Here is a 20,328-nt window from a genome sequence, read left to right as displayed (position 1 = left end):
GACAATCGCCCTGGGTAACCTGCGAATACCATGATGGGCGACGCGAGCATCATCCCCGCAACCGCTGGCGGCCGCTACAGCGTTGTGATTTCGACCAACCCGGCAGATATCGAAGCCGCGCAGCGGTTGCGTTATCGGACCTTTGCCGAGGAGATGGGCGCGGCGCTGCCCCGGGCGATTCCGGGTCCGCTGACCGGGGAGATGATCGATGTCGACCAATTCGATCCGTACAGCGAGCACCTGCTCGTCCGCGACGAATCGGCCGGGCAGATCGTCGGCTGTTACCGACTGCTGCCGCCCGACGGTGCCCGCGCGGCCGGTGGGATATTCGCCGACACGATCTTCGACATCGGCGGTTTGAATGCGCTGCGGCCCACGCTGGTCGAACTCGGCCGCGCGAGCGTGCATCCCGAGCATCGCAGCGGCGCGGTGATGGGCCTGCTGTGGGCGGGCATCATCCGCTATCAGGAACTGACCGGCCACGAATGGGGCGTGGGCTGCCTGTCGGTCCGGATGGAGGGCGGTGGGCCGCGGGGAGCCCTGGTGCGCGGTGTGCGCGACTTCGCGTTCGGTGCGCATCCGGCGCCTCCGCAATACCGGGTCACGCCCCGAAACCCGGTGCGGGTCAACGGTTTGAGTCTCTCGGAGCTGCCCGACCCGGGCCGGGTGCGCATCCCGCCGATGGTGCAGGGTTCGTTGCGGATCGGCGGACTGATCTGCGGTGAACCCTCTTACGACGCGGACTTCGACATGGCCGATTTCGTGGTGCTGATCAACAGGTCCATGGTGCGTGGACGCTACCTGGAGCGGTTGACGCGCGCGCATGCCCATGCCTGAACACACCGATCTGCTCGGCATCGGTTTCGGCCCGTCCAACCTCGCGCTGGCGATCGCGCTGGCCGAGTTGGACCGCGAGGCGGTGTTCGTCGAGGCGCAGCCCGAGTTCGGTTGGCACCGTGGAATGTTGCTGCCGGGCGCCAGAATGCAGATCCCGTTTCTCAAGGATCTGGTCACATTACGAAACGCCAAGAGCCACTTCACTTTTCTGAACTACCTGAGTGAGCGTGGCCGGATCGTCGACTTCATCGGTCGGCATACGATGTTTCCGAGCCGGATGGAGTTCCATGACTATCTGGCATGGGCCGCAGCCGGGCTCGGCGCCGACGTCCGTTACGGGCAGCGCATTGTCGAGGTGACGGCGGACGATTCGGGCATGCTGGTGCGCGCGGAGTCCGGGTGGGCGATGCACGCCGGTGCCCTGGTGCTCGGCACCGGCCTGTGCCCGATGCTGCCGCACGGCAGGTCCGAAACCTCCCGGCAGTGGCACAGCCACCGCCTGCTGTCCCGTCTTGCTGCCCTCGATGTTGCTGACCCGAAACGATTCGCGGTGGTCGGCGCGGGGCAGAGCGCAGCGGAAGTAGCCAGCTACCTGCATCAGACCTACCCCGCGACCGAAGTGCGCGCGGTCTTTACCCGCTACGGATACAGCGTGGCCGACGACAGCCCTTACGCGAATCGCATCTTCGATCCGTCAGCCGTGGACGACTTCTACACAGCCGACCAGTCACTGCGACAACGACTCCTCGATTACCACCGGTCGACCAACTACTCGGCGGTGGATGCGGAACTGATCGACGCACTTTATGCGCGCGAGTACGCCGAACGGGTGTCCGGCGAGCGCCGATTCTTCATCGACAATGCATCCGAAATTACTGCCACGCAGGAACATTCGGATGGGGTGCAGGTGACGATCACCCACCTGATCGACCACTCGCAGCAGACCCTGGACTGCGATGCAGTGATCTACGCGACGGGCTATGCGCCGCTGGATGTCCGGCACTTCCTGGGCGAGCTGGCCTGTCTTTACCAGTTCGACCCGGCGGGGCGCCCGCTGGTCACCCGGGATTACCGACTGGTGCCCTCGTCAGCGGCGCCCGGGGACATCTATCTGAACGGCTCGGTAGAGCACACGCACGGGTTGGGCTCCACTTTGTTGTCGAACGTCGCGGTGCGAGCCGGGGAAATTGCGGCGAACTTTGCCGCTCGGCCATGACCGACCCAGCGTGATAGGTTACCCTTACCTAACTTAATGGGAGGCGAGGATGGCCGAAACGAAGGCGTCGCGGGGCTGGCAAGGCACCGTGCTCAAGCTGATGGGTGCCGGGGACTACCGCCTCACCGTGACCCGCCGACGGGAGATCAGTCCGCACTACCTGAGGGTGAGCTTCGAGGACGGCGGGATGTTGGCCGCGCATGCGGTGCACCCGACGATGTGGATCCGAATGTGGTTCGCCGACGGCGACCGTTCGCACCAACGCGGCTACACCCTCGTCGACCCGGATCCGCAGGCGGGCACCTTCGACGTCGAGTTCGCCTTGCACGACGGGGTCGCTTCGGACTGGGCACGCAGCGCGCAACCGGGTGACACCATCGACGCGACGGTACTGGGCAGCAAGTTCGCCATCCCGGAACCGGCGCCCACCGGGTACGTCATCGTCGGCGACACCGCCTCGCTGCCGGCCATCAACTCCCTGCTGGGTGCGATCGGCGACGCCCCGGCGCGGGTGTTTCTGGAGGCCGGTTGTGACGACGACAAGAACTTGCCGGTGGCCCGCAACGCCGATGTCGTCTGGGTGGATCGGCACAGCGCGGACGAGTCGCTGATCGAGACAGTGCGCGCGGCGGCGTTCGACGCCGGCGACCACTTCGGTTGGGTCGCGTGCAGTATGCGTACCACGCGCTCGGTAGCCCGCGTACTGCGGGAAGAATTTGGGATACCACGCAAATCTATTAAGGCGCAGGCCTATTGGACGAACTGACCGGTGATACCACCGGGACGACGAACTCTTCGATCATTGCCTGTTCGTCATCCTCGTCGCGGCCGGGGAACATCAGCAGCGAGATGATCATCCGCACCGTCCAGCGCGCGCGGCGTTGCACCACGGCGGGGTCGTCGGGTCCCAGCGAATTCAGAAAGTTGGAGGCCAGGGCGGTGATCACCTCGGACTGCCCGGCCAGTTCGCCACCGATCGGCAGCACGGTGGACCCGAACCACGCTGACAGCGCCGGACTTTCGCGCACCATCCGCAATGTGGCGCTGATGCCGGCGACCAGTCGCTGGTGTGGATCCCCGACCCGTTCGATCGCCTGCAGGATCTCTCGGCCCAGTCGGTGCGTCTCCCGGTGCACATAAGCGGTGCGCAGCGCCTCCCGGCTGTCGAAGTACCGGTACAGCGTTGCCCGCGAACACCCTGCGGCTCTGGCGATTTCGTTCATGCCGACCGAGGAAGGATCCTGTTCGGTGAACAGTCGCTCGGCGGCATCGAGGATGCGGTCGGCAGCGGCTTCGCTGCGGCGATCGGCCAGCCAGTCCATCAGGCCTTGATCCTGATCGGCACCGACAGCGGACGGCGTACGTAGCTACCACCGGACCACACCGGTTCGCCGACCTCGAAATCGGGGCAGCGACTGAGTAGTTCGGTCAACGCGACCCGGGATTGCATGCGTGCCGCGGCCGCGCCCAGGCAGTGGTGTGCGCCATGGCTGAAAGTCAGGATGTTGCGCGGGCGACGCCGCACATCGAGTTCGCCTGCGTCAGAACCATATACGCGCTCGTCGCGGTTAGCCGAGCCGTACACCAACAGCACCCGGCGCCCGGCCGGGATGGTGGTGTCCTCGATCGTGACGTCGCGGGTTGCGGTGCGGGCCAGGTTCTGTGCCGGTGAGGTGAGTCGCAACAGTTCGTCGACCGCGTCCGGGATCAGGCCGGGGTCATCGACCAGCAGCTGTCGCTGATCGGGCCGTTCATACAGCAAAGGCATTGAGCCACCCAGCATTCCGGTGACGGTGTCGTTTCCGCCGGTGACCATGGTGAAGGTGAAGCCCAGGATCGACAGGATGCCGGCCATATCGCCGTCGGTGCCCACCCCGGCGGCCACCAGGTGCGAGATGGTGTCGTCCTCGGGTTCGGTGCGGCGCCGTTCGATCAGCGCGGTGAAATACGCCATCATGGTTCCGACTGCGTCGCCGACGGTTTCCAGCGCGCTGACGATGCCGCCCTCGGCGGTGTTGGCCGCGACGATGGCCTGGGTCCAGCCGTCGAACTGCGCCCAATCCTCTTCGGGCACACCGAGATAATGCGCCACCACCATCGAGGGCAGCGGCTTGAACAGCTCGGTGACGATGTCGCCACCCCCGTTGGCGCGGATCTTCTCGATTCGTTCGACGACGAATTCGCGCACCTTGGGTTCGACGGCCTCGACCTGTCGCGGGGTGAATCCCCGGGACACCAGTTTGCGAAACTGCGTGTGCACCGGCGGGTCCTGCATCACCATGGGCGGGTTGTCCCGCAGCCCGATCATGTCCAGGTCGCCGTAGTTGACGGTCAGACCTTCCGCGGAGGAGAACGTCCGGTGGTCGCGGGCGGCGGACCAGACGTCGGCGTGGCGGGTCAGCACGTAGTAGTCGTGCTCGGGATGTCCCGGCGGGACGACGTGGTGCACCGGGTCGTGGTCGCGCAGCGCTTTGTACATCGGCCAGGGATTCGGCCAGGTCTCGGCGGTGGCCAGGACGAACTTCACGGGCGCTTCGTGAGACACAACGGCAGTCATGTCTTATTATTACGACAGATCCGAAGATGCGTCAACGGCTGCGATCGCGGCGGACCAGCTTCGGCGCCACGCGAAGCCGCACCGATCAGATCCCCGACCCTGGGTTCAGAATCCCCAACGGATCCAGCGCATCCTTGATCCGCCGGTTCAGGTCCATCACCTCAGGTCCGAGATAGTCGCCCAGCCAGGGCCGTTTCAACCGCCCGACACCATGCTCACCGGTGATGGTGCCGCCCAGCCCCACGGCCAGGTCCATGATCTCGCCGTACGCCAGCTGGGCGCGTTCGGCCATCGCGGCATCGTCGGGGTCGAACACCAGCAGCGGGTGCGTATTGCCGTCCCCGGCGTGGGCGATCACCGAGATCATCAGGTCCCGCTCCTCGGCGATGCGCGCAATCCCGGTCACCAGCGAACCCAGCGCCGGCAGTGGCACCCCCACGTCCTCCAGCAACAACGATCCCTTGGCTTCGACGGCCGGGATGCAGAACCGGCGGGCGGCGACGAACGCCTCCCCCTCGTCGGGGTCGTCGGTGGAGAACACCTCGGTGGCACCATGTTCGGCGAACACCGTGGCCATCAACTCGGCATCTTCCGCGCCGGCGCGACCCCGTTCGTCGGAAGCGGCCACCAGCATCGCTGCCGCGCCGCGGTCCAGGTCCATTCGCAAGGTGTCCTCGACGGCGTTGATCGCCACCGAGTCCATGAACTCCAGCATCGCCGGGCGCAGCCGGGCGGTGACGCCGAGCACCGCATCGACGGCGGATTCCACCGACGCGAAACTGGCCACCACCACGCTCAACGGGTTCTGGGCTGGCATCAACCGCAGCGTCACCTCGGTGACCACGCCCAGCGTTCCTTCGCTGCCCACGAACAGCTTCGTAAGAGAAAGTCCGGCAACGTCTTTCAGGCGCGGACCGCCCAGCCGCACCGCGGTGCCGTCGGCCAGCACCACCTGCATGCCCAACACGTAGTCGGTGGTGACGCCGTACTTCACGCAGCACAGCCCGCCGGCGTTGGTGGCGATATTGCCGCCGATGCTGCAGATCTCCCACGACGACGGGTCCGGGGGATACCACAGCCCGTGCTCGGCGACGGCCTTCTTCACCTCGGCGTTGAACAGGCCCGGCTGGCATACCGCGGTACGGGTCACCGGGTCGACGGTGATATCGCGCATCTTCTCTGTGGACAGCACGATCCCGTTGTCCACCGCCGTCGCCCCGCCGGACAAGCCGCTGCCGGCGCCGCGGGTCACCACCGGCACCCGGTGCGCAGCCGCCCACCGCAGCACGGTCTGCACCTCTGCAGTGTGGCGCGGGCGCACCACGGCCAGCGGTTTGCCCGCCGAAGGGTCCAGCGCACGGTCCTGTCGGTAGCCCTCGGTCACCGCGGGATCGGTGATCACCATCCCGTCGGGCAGTTCGGCGATGAGGTCCTCCAGCACACGCCGATCCTACGTCGCTGGATCCACCGCAAACTCCGGCGCGCGGTCCAGTTCCCGCAACGCCGGCAGCCGCAGGCAGATCAGCCCGGTCGCCAGAATCGGCAACGCCAGCGCCAGGAACGCGACGTGCAAGCCGGCGGCGTCGGTCAGCGGGCCGGCCAGCAGCAGACCCAGCGGACCGGCGCCGTAGGCCAGCGACGTCATCACGCCGACCACCCGGCCGCGCAGCTGCGTCGGGGTGCGCGTCTGCACGACGTAGGCGTAGATCGGCTGGATCGGCCCGTACACCACGCCCACCACCGCGACCAGCGCCAGGATTACCGGCAGCGGCGGCAGCAGCGCGATCAATGCCGCGGCCGCGCCCAGGGTCAGGACCGCGGCCAGCATGATCATCCGGCGCGGTACCCGTTGGGCCAGCGCCACGTAACCCAGCGCACCCACCAGCCCGCCCAGCGACAATGCCATCAGCACCGTCCCGAGCTGTCCCGGCTGATTGCGGTCGGTGAAGTACTTCGGGAACAGCACGCTTTCCATCGGCAGGTACAGCGCGGTGACCACCAGGTCGATCAGCGCCAAGGTGCGCAGCACCCGCAAACTCCACACGAAGCGCAAGCCTTCGGAGATCCCCGACCGCAGACCCTCGGGCCGCGAGGCATGCAGCGGTTTACCGGCACCCTCGAGGCGCAGCACCGAGATCGCCAGGATGGACAATGCGAACGCAGCGGCGGTGATCCACATGGTGGTGATGCCGCCGACCGTTGCGATCATCAGCCCGCCGATCCCCGGACCGACCATGAAGGCCAGGTTGAGGATCGCCTCGTAAAGGCTGTTCACGCGGTCCAGCGACCACCCCGCCCGGGCGGCGGCCTCGGGCAGCATCGACTGGCGGGCGGTGATGCCGGCCGGGTCGAAGGCCGCCGCGCACGCGCCCAGCCCGGCCAGCACCGCAACGTTGACCGCCTGCTCGCCGAACGCCCACGCCACCACCGGGACCGCGGCCACCGCTGCCCCGGACAGCGCATCGGCCACCATCGACACCCGCCGGCGCCCGAAGTAGTCCACCGCGGTGCCTGCGACCAGCGTGGAGAACAGCAGCGGCAGCGTGGTCGCGCCCGCGACGATCGAGGCCTGTCCCGCGCTGCCCTGTCGCTGCAGCACCAACCAGGGAAACGCGACCAGGGAGATACCGTCGCCCGCACCTGCCATCAGGGTGGCGAACAGGACCAGCAGGGCCGGGGTCTTGTGGTTCACGGGCTTCTTCTCGTTCATGGATACCCTTGATGTGGTCGGGCCGAATGTAGCGGTAAACCACCCGCCGGAACCACCGAATTTCGGTGCAGCCGAGCGCCGCCGGCTGGGTGAATGCAGGATGTACGTGTGTCGCTCCGCCATCCCCGCACCGGCCGCGCCTTCGACTCGCCGGTGCCGCCCGGCTCGGGGTGGCCGGGTGACAGGGCGACGCCGCAGACCCCGGTGGCCGCCGACGCTGCGCAGGTCACCGAGCTGGCGGGGGCAGCGGGGTCCATCGCCGAGCTGGACGCGCAGAGCAGCGTGTGCCGGGCGTGCCCGCGCCTGGTCACCTGGCGCGAGGACGTCGCGGTGACCAAACGACGCGCGTTCGCCGAACAGCCGTACTGGGGACGACCGGTGCCGGGGTGGGGTTCGGAGCGTCCGCGGCTGCTGATCGTCGGGCTGGCTCCCGCCGCCAACGGCGCCAACCGCACCGGACGGATGTTCACCGGTGACCGGTCCGGCGACCAGCTCTACGCGGCGCTGTTCCGGGCCGGGTTGGTGAACCAGCCGACCAGCGTCGACGCCGCAGACGGCTTGCGGGCCAAGCAGATTCGTCTGGTCGCCCCGGTGCGTTGCGCGCCGCCGGCCAACGCCCCGACGCCGGCCGAGCGGGATACCTGCGCGCCCTGGCTGGGTGCGGAGTGGCGGCTGGTCTCGGCGCACGTGCGGGTGCTGGTCGCCCTCGGCGGGTTCGCCTGGCAGGTCGCCCTGGCGATGACGGGCGCTCCCAAGCCCAAACCAAAGTTCGGTCACCGGGTCGTCGCCGAGTTGCCTGCCGACAAGCGCCTCCTCGGCTGCTACCACCCGAGCCAGCAGAACATGTTCACAGGTAGGTTGACTCCGGCAATGCTCGACGAGGTGTTCGCGGACGCAAAGAAGCTGGCAGGGATCAGGTAATGGTGGAATCGGTGCTGGTGTCCGGTGCCAGCGTGGCGGGCCTCGCTGCGGCGTATTGGCTTGGGCGCAATGGTTATTCGGTCACTGTGGTGGAACGTCATCCGGGGCTGCGGCCGGGCGGGCAGGCAATTGACGTGCGTGGGCCGGCGCTGGAGGTGCTGGATCGGATGGGTCTGCGGGCCGTCGCCGAAGATCTCAAGACCCGCATCAAGGGTTTTTCCGTCGTCGACCGTGACGGCAACGAACTGTCCAGGGACACCGAATCAACGCCGACCGGTGGGCCGATCGACAATCAGGACATCGAACTGCTGCGCGACGATCTGATCGGATTGCTTTACGACGAAACCAAATTGAAGACCGAGTTCCTGTTCGACGACACCATCGTCACCATCAGCAATCTGGGACCGTCCGTCGACGTGACATTCGAGCATGCCGACCCCCGCAGCTTCGATCTGGTGGTCGGCGCGGACGGCCTGCACTCGAACGTGCGCCGACTGGTGTTCGGTCCCGAGGACCGTTTCAAGAAGCGACTGGGAACGTACGCGGCGATCTTCACCGTGCCGAACTTCCTGGAACTGGACTACTGGCAGATGTGGCACTACGGCGACACGAGCATGGCGGGCGTGTACAGCGCGCGCAACAACTCCGAGGCGCGGGCAATGCTCGGATTCATGGAACCCGACGTGCGAATCGACTACCGCGACAGGGAACTTCAGTTCGCCGAGCTGGACAGGCGAATGGCCGACGACGGGTGGGTCCGTCCGCAGTTGCTCGAGCTGATGCGATCCGCGCCGGATTTCTACTTCGACGAGATGGCGCAGATCGTGATGGATCACTGGTCGATCGGACGGGTGGTGCTGGTGGGCGACGCCGGCTATTGCTCCTCGCCGATGTCGGGCCAGGGGACCAGTCTGGCGCTGCTGGGCGCCACCATTCTGGCCGGCGAACTCAAGCTGGCCCGCCTCGATCACGGACTCGGATTCGCCAACTATTTCAAGCGCTTTCGCGCCTACACCGAACGCACCCAGTTCCTGGCCACCGACAGCATCCCGGGTGGCGCACCCATTTCGCAGGAACAGTTCGACCTGATCGTGAACTCGATCACGTTGATGAACTACTGAGGGAAGGTTCCTGCCGCCGAACGCGTTGTTCCCGTCGTGCGCCTTTCCGTTCTTGATCTCGTCCCGGTGCGCACCGACCAGTCCACCGGGAACGCGCTGGCGGCCACCGTGTCGCTGGCGCAGACCGCCGACCGTCTGGGTTTCACCCGGTACTGGATCGCCGAACACCACAACATGCCATCAGTGGGTGCGACCAATCCGCCGGTGCTCATCGCCTATCTCGCCGCGCAGACCCGGCAGCTGCGGCTGGGTTCGGGTGGGGTGATGTTGCCCAACCACGCGCCGTTGACCGTCGCCGAGCAGTTCGCGCTGCTGGAGGCCGCCGCGCCGGGCCGTATCGACCTTGGCATCGGCCGTGCCCCCGGCTCCGATCCGGTCACGTCCTACGCGCTGCGTGGCGGGAAGGACGACAGCGACATCGCGAACTTCCCGGACTACCTCGACGATGTGGTCGCGCTGATGAGCGCCCACGGAGTGCGGGTGCCGCTGCGTTCGGGGGATTACACGCTCAAGGCGACTCCGGCCGCGGTCAGTGAGCCGCGGTTGTGGTTGCTGGGCTCGTCGATGTATTCGGCGCGGCTGGCAGCTGCCAAGGGACTGCCGTATGTATTCGCCCATCACTTCTCCGGTCAGGGCACCGAGGAGGCGCTGCAGTATTACCGCTCGCATTTTCGTCCCAGCGACCTCACGGCCGAACCGCTGACCTTCCTGACCGTCAATGCCGCCGTCGCCGAAACCCGGGACGAGGCAACGGATTTGATCCTGCCCAACCTGCAGATGATGGCTCGGTAGCGCACCGGGAAACCGCTCGGACCGGTGCCGTTGGTCGAGGAGGCCCGCGGGGCGCAGTTGACGCCGCCCGAGCAGCACATCGTCGACAGTGGGTTGCGCCGCGCTGTGGTCGGCGCACCCGCCGAGGCGGCCGAGCAGCTGCGTGTGTTGGCCGAGCGCTTCGAGGTCGACGAGGTGATGGTGCATCCGGTCGCCTCGGCACACCGCGGCACCGACCCGGCGACCGCACCCGCCCGGGTGGCGACGCTGGAGCTGCTCGCCAAAGAGCTGTTCTGACCCGGCCCGTCTTACGCCAACGTGGCGGACGGCGGCGGATTGTTCGCCGCCGGATCGGGCACGTGCCTCTCGATCCATCGTTGCAGATCAGCTGCCGGCAGCGGCGGGCTGTGCACGAAACCCTGGGTGATGGTGCAGCCGTACTGACGCAGCGCGCGCAGGGTCGCCTCGTCTTCGACGCCCTCGGCTACCAGGTCGGCGCCCAGACTGGCGGCCAGCGCCACGGTGGATCGCACGATCGCCACCGACCGGGGATCCTGGGCGAGTCGTGCCACGAACACCCGGTCGAGTTTGAGCTCGTCGACCGAGACATCCTGCAGCCGCGCCAGCGAGGACCAGCCGGTGCCGTAGTCGTCCAGCGAAATGCGCACACCGAGCTGCTGCAGCGCAGCGACGGTGTTGCGGGACCGTTCCGAGTCGACCAGCGTGCTCTCGGTGATCTCGATGATCAACGCGTCGGCGGGCAGGCCGTGGGTGCGCAACTGCTGCTCGATGGTGCCGACCAGGTCCAGGTCCAGCAGGTTCGTCGTTGACAGGTTCACCGCGACGGTCAATCGCAGGCCCTGCTCACGCCAGCTGCGGATCTGCTCGAGTGCGACGTTGACGGTACGGTTAGCGACCTTGCGCATCAGGCCGGCGCGTTCGGCGGCGGGCAGGAACTCCTCCGGCAGCAACAACCCGCGGCTGGGATGATGCCAGCGCAGCAAGGCCTCGACGCTGTGCACGCTGCCGTCGTGGGCGTTGATCTTGGGTTGGTAATGGCAGGTCAGGTCGGCGCCGTCGACCAGCGCGACGCGTAGTTCCTCGATCAGGTTGGGATCGTTGTCGCGGTACAGCTCGTACGCCGAGTCGTACACCACGATCTTGCTCCGGGTGGACTTGGCGTGCGGGATCGCAATCTCGGCGCGGTTCAGCAGCTCCTGCGGATGATCGCAGTGGTCGGGGTACAGGGCGATGGCGATGCGGGCGTCGACCTGCACGGTCATCGGATCCAGCGTGAACGGGTGCCCCAACGCCTCCAGCAATCGGCCCGCCTGTGCGCGCGCCGCGATCAGGTCGGCCCCTTCGGCAAGCAGGATCGCGAACTGGTCGTCACCGGCGCGGGTGAGCAGATCTTCCCGACGTACGTTCTGGGACAGTCGGTTCGCGATCTGGCACAGCAGCTCGTCACTGAAATGGTGGCCGACCGTGTCGCTGATCTCCTGGAATTCGTGCAGTTGCAGCAGCAGCAGCGCGCGACGGGCCGGGGTCCTGGTGCTCAGGGTGGGGGTGAGCACGGGTGTGGACGGCGGAGAAGTGGGCACCTCGGTCAGCGCTGTGGCCAGCGACCGCCGGTTGGGCAGCGTGGTCAGCTCATCGGTCATGGCCCGCTTGTGGGTTTCGGCCATGATGCTGACCTCGCGGAACGTCACCGAGAACCGCGCTGCCACCGCGATCAAACTCAGCGCCGCCAGAATCTGCGCGGCGCGGGATTCGGGCCCCACCGCGGTGACGGACAACGCGACGATGGTGCATGCCACCGGTGCCACATAGGGACCCAACCCGCGCCTGGGCAGCGGCGGCACCGACGACCACGCCGCCCAGCTGGCCGCTGCGATCAACAGCGAGGAGGCGGGCCAGAACGCGTCGAGGATGGTGCCGACCCGATAGTCGCTGGCGGACGTCTCGAACAGGTACGCGGTGTCGGCCGTCGCGAACAGGACGAACCCGGCCGCCAGCAGTCCCCAGCGGAATTCGTGCCGCCAGCCCAGGATCGGCAGCATTCCGGCGGCCAGCGCCAGCAGCACCAGGTCGAACCACGGGTAGACCAGTCCCACCAGCACGGTGGCCGGTGCCCGCAAGGCGGCGTCGTGAATGGGCCCGGCCATCAGCGCGGCGCCGACGGCCGCCATGGCCAGGCCGCACACGACGGAATCGAGACGGATCGGGACGGGCACCCGTTTCAGCCGGAAGCGCATCAGCAGTAACAGACCGGCGTAGGTGAGCGGGTAGAACGCCAGATAGGCCGGATCGGCGATCGACGGCGACTGACCTTCGTGGACCCAGCGGGTGTAGATGATGTCGCCGAATGCCGAAGAGGCCATCCCGACGGCGATCAGGATCCACGCCGGACGGTCGGCCGTGACGCGGTAGCCGCGGACGGCGACCAGCGACGCGGCGAACAGGTTCAGCGCGGGATAGAGGACGTTGGCGAAGAACGGCGTGTGGTCGGCGCGCGGGTCGGGCCAGCACGACGCCGCGAAAATGACCACACCGATCGTCAGAAGCGTCAGCGCTATCCGGATGCCCAGCGGCGGCCACCGGACGCTGGGCGCTTGTTCGTAGGTTTCGTCCGGCTTCGGTCTGGCCGCCGTGGCGAGCGGCCGGAAGGTGCGGGCCAGCGCGCTGGCGTTGGCCGAGCCGCTCACCGATCCGAAGGCGCTCGGGGCACCTCGGGGCAGCCGGCCGCCTTCGAGGCTGTTCTCGAACGCCGCGATCGCCGAATCGGCCGATTCGGGCAGTGCGTAGCGCAGTGGCAGATCCGGCACGAAGCTGCGGATGCATTGTCCGCCTTCGCGTTTGGCGGCATACATGGCCAGGTCCGCGTGGCGCAGCAGCTCGTCGACGGTGACGGTGGACTCGGCGACCGCCGCGGTGAACCCGATGCTGGGTCGGACGGCCAGGGGGACGCCGTCGATCACGATCGCCCGCTCGAACGCGTCGAGGACTCGTTGTGCCACGGCGTGCGATTCGGCGACCGGGCCTTCGACGAGCACGGCGAATTCGTCACCGCCGAGTCGGGCGACGGTGCCCGCCTGATCCAGCGCGGCGGTGAGCCGACCGGCGACCCGGACCAGCAATTCGTCGCCGGCCGGGTGGCCCAGCGCGTCGTTGACGGACTTGAAGTCGTCCAGGTCCAGGCACATCACCGCGATCGGTGCGGCGTGCTGGCGGCGACGGGAAACAGCTTCTTCCAAGGTGTGCAGGAAGTTCGCGCGGTTGGCCAGCCCGGTCAGGCTGTCCCGGAACGCTTCCTGGGCGACATCGCTCAACAGGCGCTGGTTCTCGACCAGCACCAGCAACTGCCGGATGAGCACCGTCGCCACCAGAATTCCGAGCCCCACCAGTAGCGGGCCGTGCCGCATCATGTGCAGGGCGTGGCCCAGCCCGATGGCGGCGGCCAGCACCAGCGGAAGGTAGGGCAGCCACAGCCGTACCCGCGAGGTGATCTCGTCGAGCGTCGGCGGGACATCAGACTCTTGCGCGCTCACCAGTCCGGCCAGCGCCGCCAGGCCCAAACCCGCCACCCGGCTGACGTCCACCAGATCGCCGGTGTGGTAGCTGCCGATGCCGGTCTGGAAGAGCACGACCATGTCGGTGAGACCGATGGTCACAATCCCGCTGGACAGCAGCGTCATGCTGCGGCGGCCGCCGGGGCGGCCCCGGGACAACACCAGGATCGCCGTGGTCATCAGGGTGACGTCGGCGAAGACGTGGACGACTGTGGTGGGCCGCGAACCGGTGTTGGTTTGCAGCAGTTTGTCCAGGACGAACACCCACGAGGCCACGAACAGCGATGTCGCCACGATGATGCCGTCCAGGACGAGTCGCCACAGGTTGTGGCCGGCCGGCTGGGCCAGCAGCAATAAGGCGGTGAGGGTACCGACGGGATACAGCAGCAGCACGAACTCCGCTGCGGCCGGATGGGTGGCGTGGTCGAGTTCGGGTCGCACGTCCAGCGCGGCCCAGATGACTTCGCCGACAGCCCAGCCGGTCAGTGCCACCGCCATGGCCAGCCACCCGAACCTGAATCGCCCGACCGCCTGCCGGGCCGCCGCCACCGCACAACTGCTCGCGAACGTGAGGCACAGCACGGTCACGACCTGCACCACGGGCCGCGTCGCGTAGGGACCCTGCCAGCCGCACAGCGAAGAGCAGATCACCAGCAGCGCCGCGAAACCGTACCCGAGGACGACGGCACAACTGACGCCCATGCTCAGCCCGGTGAGCGGGCACGGCAGTCCCGTCCAGCGCTTCATTCCAGCTCCAGCTCGCGCGCGCATTTTCGGCGAAGTACCGACGAGCTTCACCGCGCTCCCACAGAATAGCTGCCGGACTCTGGTCCGACTCGATGACGAGCGACTACGCGGCCACCGGCTACGAACTCGTCGCGGCCAGCGCGTCCCGCAGGATGCGCCCGGTGGCCTCCCGGTCCGGGTCGCGGCGCAGCACCATGCCTTTCACCAGCGACAGCTTGTCGCCGCTGCGCCGGGGCAGGACGTGCAGGTGGATGTGCAGGACGGTCTGGAAGGCGGCCCGGCCGTCGTTGATCGCGATGTTGGTCGCGTCCGCCAGGTCGGTGGCTTTGGCGGCCCGCGCGATGCGCTGGCCCAGGGTGATCATGCCGGCCAGCGTCTGTGGTGGCGTGTCGGCGAGGTCCACGCTGTGCTTCTTGGGGATGACCAGGGTGTGCCCGCGGGTGAACGGCCGGATGTCCAACAACGCCAGGTACTCGTCGTCTTCGCAGATCCGGATGGCCGGGGCGTCCCCGGCGACGATCGCACAAAACACGCAGGACATGCCGTCACCGTACTGGGTCGCGACAGTCCGGCCGCAGCCAGCGATACGCTGCGGCGGTGGACCCTCGTGATCTCGCGTTCGCCGGCGCGGCCGAACAAGCGCGCATGCTGGCCGACGGGGAAGTCACGGCGCCGGAGCTGCTCGAGGTCTACCTGGAACGCATCGAGCGGCTGGACAGCGAACTGCGCTGTTACCGGGTGGTGCGCTACGACGCTGCCCGCAAGGACGCCGAAACCGCCCAGCAACTACTGGACGCCGGGGTGCGCCGGCCGCTGCTCGGGGTGCCGCTAGCAATCAAGGACGATGTCGACGTCGCCGGTGAGGCGACCACCTACGGCAGCGGCGCGCACGGCCCGCCGGTAACCGACGACGCCGAGGTGGTGCGCCGGCTGCGGGCGGCGGGCGCGGTCGTGATCGGCAAGACCGCGGTGCCCGAACTGATGATCATGCCGTTCACCGAGTCGCTGACGTTCGGCGCGACGCGCAACCCGTGGAACCCGCGTCGCACGCCGGGCGGCAGCAGCGGCGGTAGCGCGGCGGCGGTCGCTGCCGGACTGGCGCCGCTGGCGTTGGGTTCCGACGGCGGCGGGTCCATCCGTATCCCGGCGACCTGGTGCGGATTGTTCGGACTCAAACCGCAACGGGACCGGGTCTCGCTGGAGCCGCACGACGACGCCTGGGAAGGGTTGAGCGTCATCGGTCCCATCGCGCGTTCGGTGCTGGATGCGGCGTTGTTCCTGGATGCGACGACGACGGTGCCCGGGCCCGACGGCGAGTTCGTCGCGGCGGCGACGCGCAGTCCCGGACGGCTGCGAATTGCGTTGAGCACCAAGGTGCCGACGCCGATGCCGGTCCGGGTGGGCCAGGCCCAGTTGACCGCGCTCGAGCAAGCGGGTGCGTTGCTGCGCGACCTGGGCCACGAGGTGATCGTCCGCGATCCGCAGTATCCGCCGTCGCTCTACGCGAACTATCTGCCCCGAATGTTGCGGGGCATCAGCGACGACGCCGACGCGCAGGCGCATCCCGAGCGGCTGGAGCCGCGGACCCGCACCATCGCGCGAATGGGTTCGTTCTTCTCTGACCGGCGGATGACCGCGCTGCGCGAGGCCGAGGTCGGTTTGAGCCGGCGGATCCAGTCGATCTTCCAGGACGTCGACGTGGTGGTGACTCCGGGCACCGCGGCCGGCCCGTCGCGGGTCGGCGCCTACCAGCGCCGCGGCGGGATCTCGACGTTGTTGCTGGTGGGCCAACGGGTTCCGTTTCAGCAGGTGTGGAACCTCACCGGCCAGCCCGCCGCCGTGGTGCCGTGGGACTTCGACGACGAGGGCCTGCCGATGTCGGTGCAGTTGGTCGGCCGGCCCTACGACGAGGCGACGCTGCTGTCGTTGTCGGCGCAACTCGAAGCGGCCCGACCGTGGGCGCAGCGACGCCCACCGGTGTCATGAGCTGTTCAGCGCCCGCCAGGCGGCCAGTTTCACCCCGGGTTTGGTGGCGTGCGCCGGGCTGGTCGACGGCAGCCGCCGGCAATCGACGCCGGCGCGGTCACCGACGAAGCGCCCGTACAAGTCGGCCGCCTTCGCACCGTTGAAGTAAACCCGTTGGATGGCAGGGTAGTTGGCGTATAGCTCAGTAAAATCGTTAATTACCAGGCTTTTCGGATCGATTGCGGAGTCCAGGCTGCCCAATCGGTGGCAGGCGTGCAACACATCCCACAGTGCCACCGCCCGATCCTGCAGGTTGGCCAGTCGTCGGGAATACGTTGCTGTGCAGTCGAATCCGAAGACTTCGCCAAGGATGGTCCAGAACGCGTTGCGCGGGTTCGCGTAGTACTGCTGTACGGCCAGCGACTGGGCGCTCGGAAACGAGCCCAGGATCAGGGTGGTGGCCCGGTCGTCGATAACCGGCGGCAGTCCATGCAGCTGCGGTGTGGTCGTCATTGTCTCGGTGGGTACCCCGGGTAACGCTGTCATGGCGAACGTTGCTGTTATCAGGGTATCCGTCGGTGCGTGGGTCGCGCGGCGGGCGCATCGAATCGCCACCCGTCGTTATACGTTGACCAAATGGCTGAGGACGTGGACGACGATCTGCTCGACGGGTTGGCCGGTGAGCAGCGCGCGGAGCGCGCAGAGCTGGTGGGGTGGCTGCAGGAGCAGGGCATCACCGCCGAGGAGATCCGCTCGTCCAGCCCGCCGCTGCTGCTGGCGAGCCGCCATCTGATCGGTGACGACGGCACCTACGTCTCCACCCGGGAGATCAGCGAGAGTCACGGCATCGATCTCGGTCTGCTGCAACGGATTCAGCGCGCGATCGGCCTGGCCCGGGTGGACGACCCCGACGCCGTGGTCCACATGCGCGCCGACGTCGAAGCCGCCGCGACGGCCCAGCAGTTCATCGAGTTGGGCTTGCCGCCCGACCAGGTGATCGCTGTCGTGCGGGTGCTCGCCGAGGGCTTGTCGCACGCCGCCGAGGTGATGCGGCACGCCGCGCTGTCGGCGATCATGCGCCCCGGGCTCAGCGAAGTGGAGATCGCGAAAGCGTCGAAGGAGCTGATCAGCAAGATCACCCCGCTGCTCGGGCCGATGATCCGGGAAATGCTGTTCATGCACCTGCGGCACATGATGGAGACCGAGGCGGTCAGTGCCGGTGAGCGGGCAGCCGGTCAGCCGCTGCCGGGTGCCCGCGCGGTCACGATCGCGTTTGCCGACCTGGTCGGATTCACCAAGTTGGGCGAGGTGATCTCGGCCGAGGAACTCGGGCAACTCGCGAACCGGTTGGCCGACCTCGCACGCGACCTGACCGCCCCGCCGGTGCGGTTCATCAAGACGATCGGTGACGCGGTGATGTTCGTCAGCCCCGAGCCGGCGCCGTTGCTGAACACCATGCTCGAGCTGGTGGAGAAGGTGGACACCGACGACGACTTTCCCCGGCTCCGGGCCGGGGTCGCGTCCGGGATGGCGGTGAGCCGGGCCGGTGACTGGTTCGGCAGTCCGGTCAACACGGCAAGCCGGGTCACCGGGGTGGCGCGCCCGGGCACAGTTCTGGTCGCCGAGTCGACCCGGGAGGCGCTGCAGACCGATTCCGGCGACGACGGTTTCGAGTGGTCCTTCGCCGGTGCGCGCCGCCTCAAGGGCATCAAGAACGAGACGAAAGTCTTTCGGGTTCGGCAGGGCGGGTGAGCCGGTCTCGCATATGGGCAGGCCCGGTGTGACTCTGGGGGGCGTCACCGACTCCGTCTTGCGCGGGTCTGACGCGGCCGGGTCTTACCCCTGCGTCCGGCACTTGAGATTCGGTCACTTCCGGGCCTGCTTCGTTACCAAAAATACAACTGGACCTGCCGGATCGCAACGGTTCTCAAGGTCGCATCGGGCGCCCGGGAGCGGTGGGGGAGGTTCGCCGAGCGCGAAATACATTCTGCGAACTTAGTAATCATGTAATGATGTAATCATGAGCATTCACCATCATGGACGGCGGCACGGCCGCCCCGGCGGCTGGCAGCAGGCCGACCAACCCGACGCAACGGGTGCGGCCGAGTGGTTCGCCGGACGGATCCCTGAAAGCTGGTTCGACGGCGATCCCGAAGTCGTCGTCGATCGGGAGGAAATCACCGTCGTCGGCAGACTCGGCGCGGCCGACGAAAGCGCCGAACGTGCCGAGGGCCGGGCGTCGCGATTCCGAAAGGAAACTCGGCCGGAACGGATGGCCATCGCCGACGAAGCGCAGGCCCGCTTCGGGCGCAAGGTGTCCTGGGGCGTCGAGGTCAACGGGGAACGAAAGTTGTTCACCCACATCGCGGTTCCGGTGATGACGCGGCTCAAGCAACCCGAACGCCAGGTGCTGGACACCTTGGTCGATGCCGGCGTCGCACGCTCCCGCGCGGATGCGCTGGCCTGGTCGGTCAGACTAGTCGGCGAACACACCGAGGAGTGGCTGGCCAAGCTGCGCAGTGCCATGTCCGCGGTGGACGACTTACGCGCCCAGGGGCCCGACCTGGCGCCACCGTCGTCGTCGAACTAGCGACTACTTTTCTTTGTCGATCTTGGCGAAGATCTTGTCGACGATCTGACCACCCTGGTTGGTGATCTTGAACCCGCAGGCATTGACGTCCACGATGATGTTGTTCGCCACACCCATCGCCCGCTGGCATTCCCAACCGTTGGCGCCTTCCTGGGTGTTCATCACCGTGATCTTCGGTGGGCTGCCCACGACCTCCGAGAAGGTCCACCGGTAGGTCTTGCCCTTGTTGGTGGCCGTAATCGTCTTCCCGGCGCACGTCTTCCACTTGGTGAACTGGGCTCGCACAATCGATTCCGCTTTGTCGGCGGTCGGAAAGGCGATCGCGGCCTCGTTGACCCAGTGGTCGTTGTTGTCGCCCGGCTCCGACAGAATCAGGCCGTTCAGCCCGGTGTAACCGGATCCGGAGTACACCGGTCCCTGACTGGTATACATCGCTCCCTGGCAGTCCGGCTGCGACAGCGTCACCGGCGAGTTGTCCATCGTCGTGATCGGCTTGCCGGGTTGCATGGTCGACGCACTCATCACCGAGTTGATTTCCGACGAGGTGAGCAACAGTGAATTCAGCCGGTCCTCGGAGATCGGCGGCTTCGGCTTGGTCGGCTCGGACTGGTTGACCAGCCAGATACCGATGCCGCCGATCAGGACAACCACGACGACCGCGACGGCGGCCAGGATGGGCCACAGGTTCCGTTTGCGTGGCGGCGGTTGCTGTCCCGGGTTCCAGGCGGGGACCGGTCCCGACGGGTGTGGCGGTAGCGGGCCACCGCCCTGGAAGTACTGCGGATGCGGCGGCTGATTCGGTGCGGCGATCGGGCCGCTCGAGCCCGCCCAGGCCGGCCGTTGCTGCGGGATCGGACCCGACGGTCCGGACCCGCCCGGATACTGGGGACCCGACTGCTGCGGTCGCGGCGGCGACGGGGGTGGCGGAGTCCGCGGCGGCGGCGGCACGGACCCGGCGGCCATGGTCGGCGGCAGCACGGTGGGGGCACCGGGCAGGACGGCTTCCTGGCTGCGGCGCACGATCTTGTCGGCGTGGTCCTGGTCGGGGCTGCTGAGCGCTTCGTGCGCGGCCAGGGCGAAGTCGCCGGCGCTGGAGTAGCGGTCTTCGGGCTTTTTAGCCATGCCACGCGCGATCACGGCGTCGAAGGCCTTGGGGATGCCGGCGCGCGCGGCACTGACCTGCGGGATCGGATCCATCAGATGAGCCGTCACCAACATGCCGGCGCTGTCCGCGCGGTAGGGCGCCCCCCCGGTCATGCATTCGAAGAGCACGCAGGCCAGGGCGTAGATGTCGGCGCGGTAGGTGACCTCGTCGTTGGAAAAC

Annotated in this window: 16 protein-coding genes and 1 pseudogene; 9 read left to right on the top strand and 8 right to left on the bottom strand. The window is 67.6% G+C overall.

The features are described 5' to 3' along the window. Positions 1-30: 30 nt before the first annotated feature. Genes AC5Y6Y_RS24430 through AC5Y6Y_RS24420 form a run of 3 tightly spaced genes read left to right on the top strand, consistent with a single transcriptional unit; the run spans position 31 to position 2,819 of the window. Complete coding sequence (locus AC5Y6Y_RS24430) at positions 31-837, top strand: GNAT family N-acetyltransferase (protein WP_499928068.1); 807 nt, start codon at positions 31-33, stop codon at positions 835-837. Then, positions 824-2,053, top strand: coding sequence for a lysine N(6)-hydroxylase/L-ornithine N(5)-oxygenase family protein (locus AC5Y6Y_RS24425; protein ID WP_499930615.1), 1,230 nt, complete (start codon positions 824-826; stop codon positions 2,051-2,053). Before AC5Y6Y_RS24430 ends, AC5Y6Y_RS24425 begins: the two co-directional genes overlap by 14 nt. A 49-nt stretch (positions 2,054-2,102) precedes the next feature. Beyond that, positions 2,103-2,819 carry a siderophore-interacting protein gene (locus AC5Y6Y_RS24420; protein WP_499930613.1) on the top strand — a complete coding sequence of 239 codons (717 nt, stop codon included), beginning with the start codon at positions 2,103-2,105 and terminating at the stop codon, positions 2,817-2,819. Here the strand turns inward: AC5Y6Y_RS24420 and AC5Y6Y_RS24415 are convergent. The 4 genes from AC5Y6Y_RS24415 to tap all read right to left on the bottom strand — a co-directional run bounded on the left by AC5Y6Y_RS24415 (position 2,791) and on the right by tap (position 7,320). Then, the gene (locus AC5Y6Y_RS24415; protein ID WP_499928062.1) at positions 2,791-3,375 is read right to left on the bottom strand and encodes a TetR/AcrR family transcriptional regulator; all 585 of its coding nucleotides are present in this window, start codon (positions 3,373-3,375) and stop codon (positions 2,791-2,793) included. The two genes, AC5Y6Y_RS24420 and AC5Y6Y_RS24415, sit on opposite strands and share 29 nt — an antisense overlap. Beyond that, positions 3,375-4,610, bottom strand: a complete 1,236-nt coding sequence (locus AC5Y6Y_RS24410; RefSeq protein WP_499928060.1) for a cytochrome P450 — start codon at positions 4,608-4,610, stop codon at positions 3,375-3,377. Before AC5Y6Y_RS24410 ends, AC5Y6Y_RS24415 begins: the two co-directional genes overlap by 1 nt. A gap of 85 nt (positions 4,611-4,695) precedes the next feature. Further along, positions 4,696-6,015, bottom strand: a complete 1,320-nt coding sequence (locus AC5Y6Y_RS24405) for an FAD-binding oxidoreductase (RefSeq protein ID WP_463826813.1) — start codon at positions 6,013-6,015, stop codon at positions 4,696-4,698. Positions 6,016-6,060: 45 nt separating this feature from the next. After that, the gene (gene tap / locus AC5Y6Y_RS24400; RefSeq protein ID WP_499930611.1) at positions 6,061-7,320 is read right to left on the bottom strand and encodes a multidrug efflux MFS transporter Tap; all 1,260 of its coding nucleotides are present in this window, start codon (positions 7,318-7,320) and stop codon (positions 6,061-6,063) included. A 93-nt stretch (positions 7,321-7,413) separates the two neighbouring features. Between tap and AC5Y6Y_RS24395 the strand changes: the two genes are divergently transcribed. From AC5Y6Y_RS24395 to AC5Y6Y_RS24385, 3 genes and pseudogenes are all read left to right on the top strand, one after another. Then, positions 7,414-8,241 carry a uracil-DNA glycosylase gene (locus AC5Y6Y_RS24395; protein WP_463826676.1) on the top strand — a complete coding sequence of 276 codons (828 nt, stop codon included), beginning with the start codon at positions 7,414-7,416 and terminating at the stop codon, positions 8,239-8,241. 2 nt (positions 8,242-8,243) lie between these two features. Next, positions 8,244-9,362 carry an FAD-binding protein gene (locus tag AC5Y6Y_RS24390; protein ID WP_463826812.1) on the top strand — a complete coding sequence of 373 codons (1,119 nt, stop codon included), beginning with the start codon at positions 8,244-8,246 and terminating at the stop codon, positions 9,360-9,362. 36 nt (positions 9,363-9,398) lie between these two features. Next, positions 9,399-10,430: pseudogene (locus AC5Y6Y_RS24385) on the top strand (LLM class flavin-dependent oxidoreductase). A gap of 11 nt (positions 10,431-10,441) precedes the next feature. Here AC5Y6Y_RS24385 and AC5Y6Y_RS24380 read toward each other — a convergent pair. Both AC5Y6Y_RS24380 and AC5Y6Y_RS24375 read right to left on the bottom strand, forming a co-directional pair. Continuing rightward, positions 10,442-14,449, bottom strand: coding sequence for a diguanylate cyclase domain-containing protein (locus AC5Y6Y_RS24380; RefSeq protein ID WP_499930609.1), 4,008 nt, complete (start codon positions 14,447-14,449; stop codon positions 10,442-10,444). A 118-nt stretch (positions 14,450-14,567) separates the two neighbouring features. Next, a complete protein-coding gene (locus AC5Y6Y_RS24375) occupies positions 14,568-14,990 on the bottom strand; it encodes an HIT family protein (protein WP_463826673.1) in 423 nt (140 codons plus the stop codon). A gap of 56 nt (positions 14,991-15,046) precedes the next feature. Here AC5Y6Y_RS24375 and AC5Y6Y_RS24370 point away from each other — a divergent pair, with 56 nt between their 5' ends. Next, positions 15,047-16,435 carry an amidase gene (locus AC5Y6Y_RS24370; protein ID WP_463826672.1) on the top strand — a complete coding sequence of 463 codons (1,389 nt, stop codon included), beginning with the start codon at positions 15,047-15,049 and terminating at the stop codon, positions 16,433-16,435. Here AC5Y6Y_RS24370 and AC5Y6Y_RS24365 read toward each other — a convergent pair. After that, positions 16,430-16,927: a DNA-deoxyinosine glycosylase gene (locus tag AC5Y6Y_RS24365; RefSeq protein WP_499930607.1), complete on the bottom strand. Its 498-nt coding sequence runs from the start codon at positions 16,925-16,927 to the stop codon at positions 16,430-16,432. The two genes, AC5Y6Y_RS24370 and AC5Y6Y_RS24365, sit on opposite strands and share 6 nt — an antisense overlap. A gap of 123 nt (positions 16,928-17,050) precedes the next feature. Here AC5Y6Y_RS24365 and AC5Y6Y_RS24360 point away from each other — a divergent pair, with 123 nt between their 5' ends. Both AC5Y6Y_RS24360 and abmR read left to right on the top strand, forming a co-directional pair. After that, positions 17,051-18,166 (top strand): adenylate/guanylate cyclase domain-containing protein, encoded by a 1,116-nt coding sequence (locus tag AC5Y6Y_RS24360; protein ID WP_499930605.1) that lies wholly within the window; start codon positions 17,051-17,053, stop codon positions 18,164-18,166. Between the two features lie 268 nt (positions 18,167-18,434). Next, positions 18,435-19,004 carry an ATP-binding transcription factor AbmR gene (abmR, locus tag AC5Y6Y_RS24355; protein ID WP_463826669.1) on the top strand — a complete coding sequence of 190 codons (570 nt, stop codon included), beginning with the start codon at positions 18,435-18,437 and terminating at the stop codon, positions 19,002-19,004. Positions 19,005-19,007: 3 nt separating this feature from the next. On the opposite strand, the gene AC5Y6Y_RS24350 is transcribed toward abmR, so the two are convergent. Then, positions 19,008-20,328 (bottom strand): sensor domain-containing protein (locus AC5Y6Y_RS24350; RefSeq protein WP_499930603.1); only part of this gene is annotated, 1,321 nt, incomplete at its 5' end.

Source organism: Mycobacterium sp. NGS24, from assembly GCF_059813065.1.
Note: the sequence above shows the minus strand (reverse complement) of the source record. Positions and strands in the feature narration are given on the sequence as shown.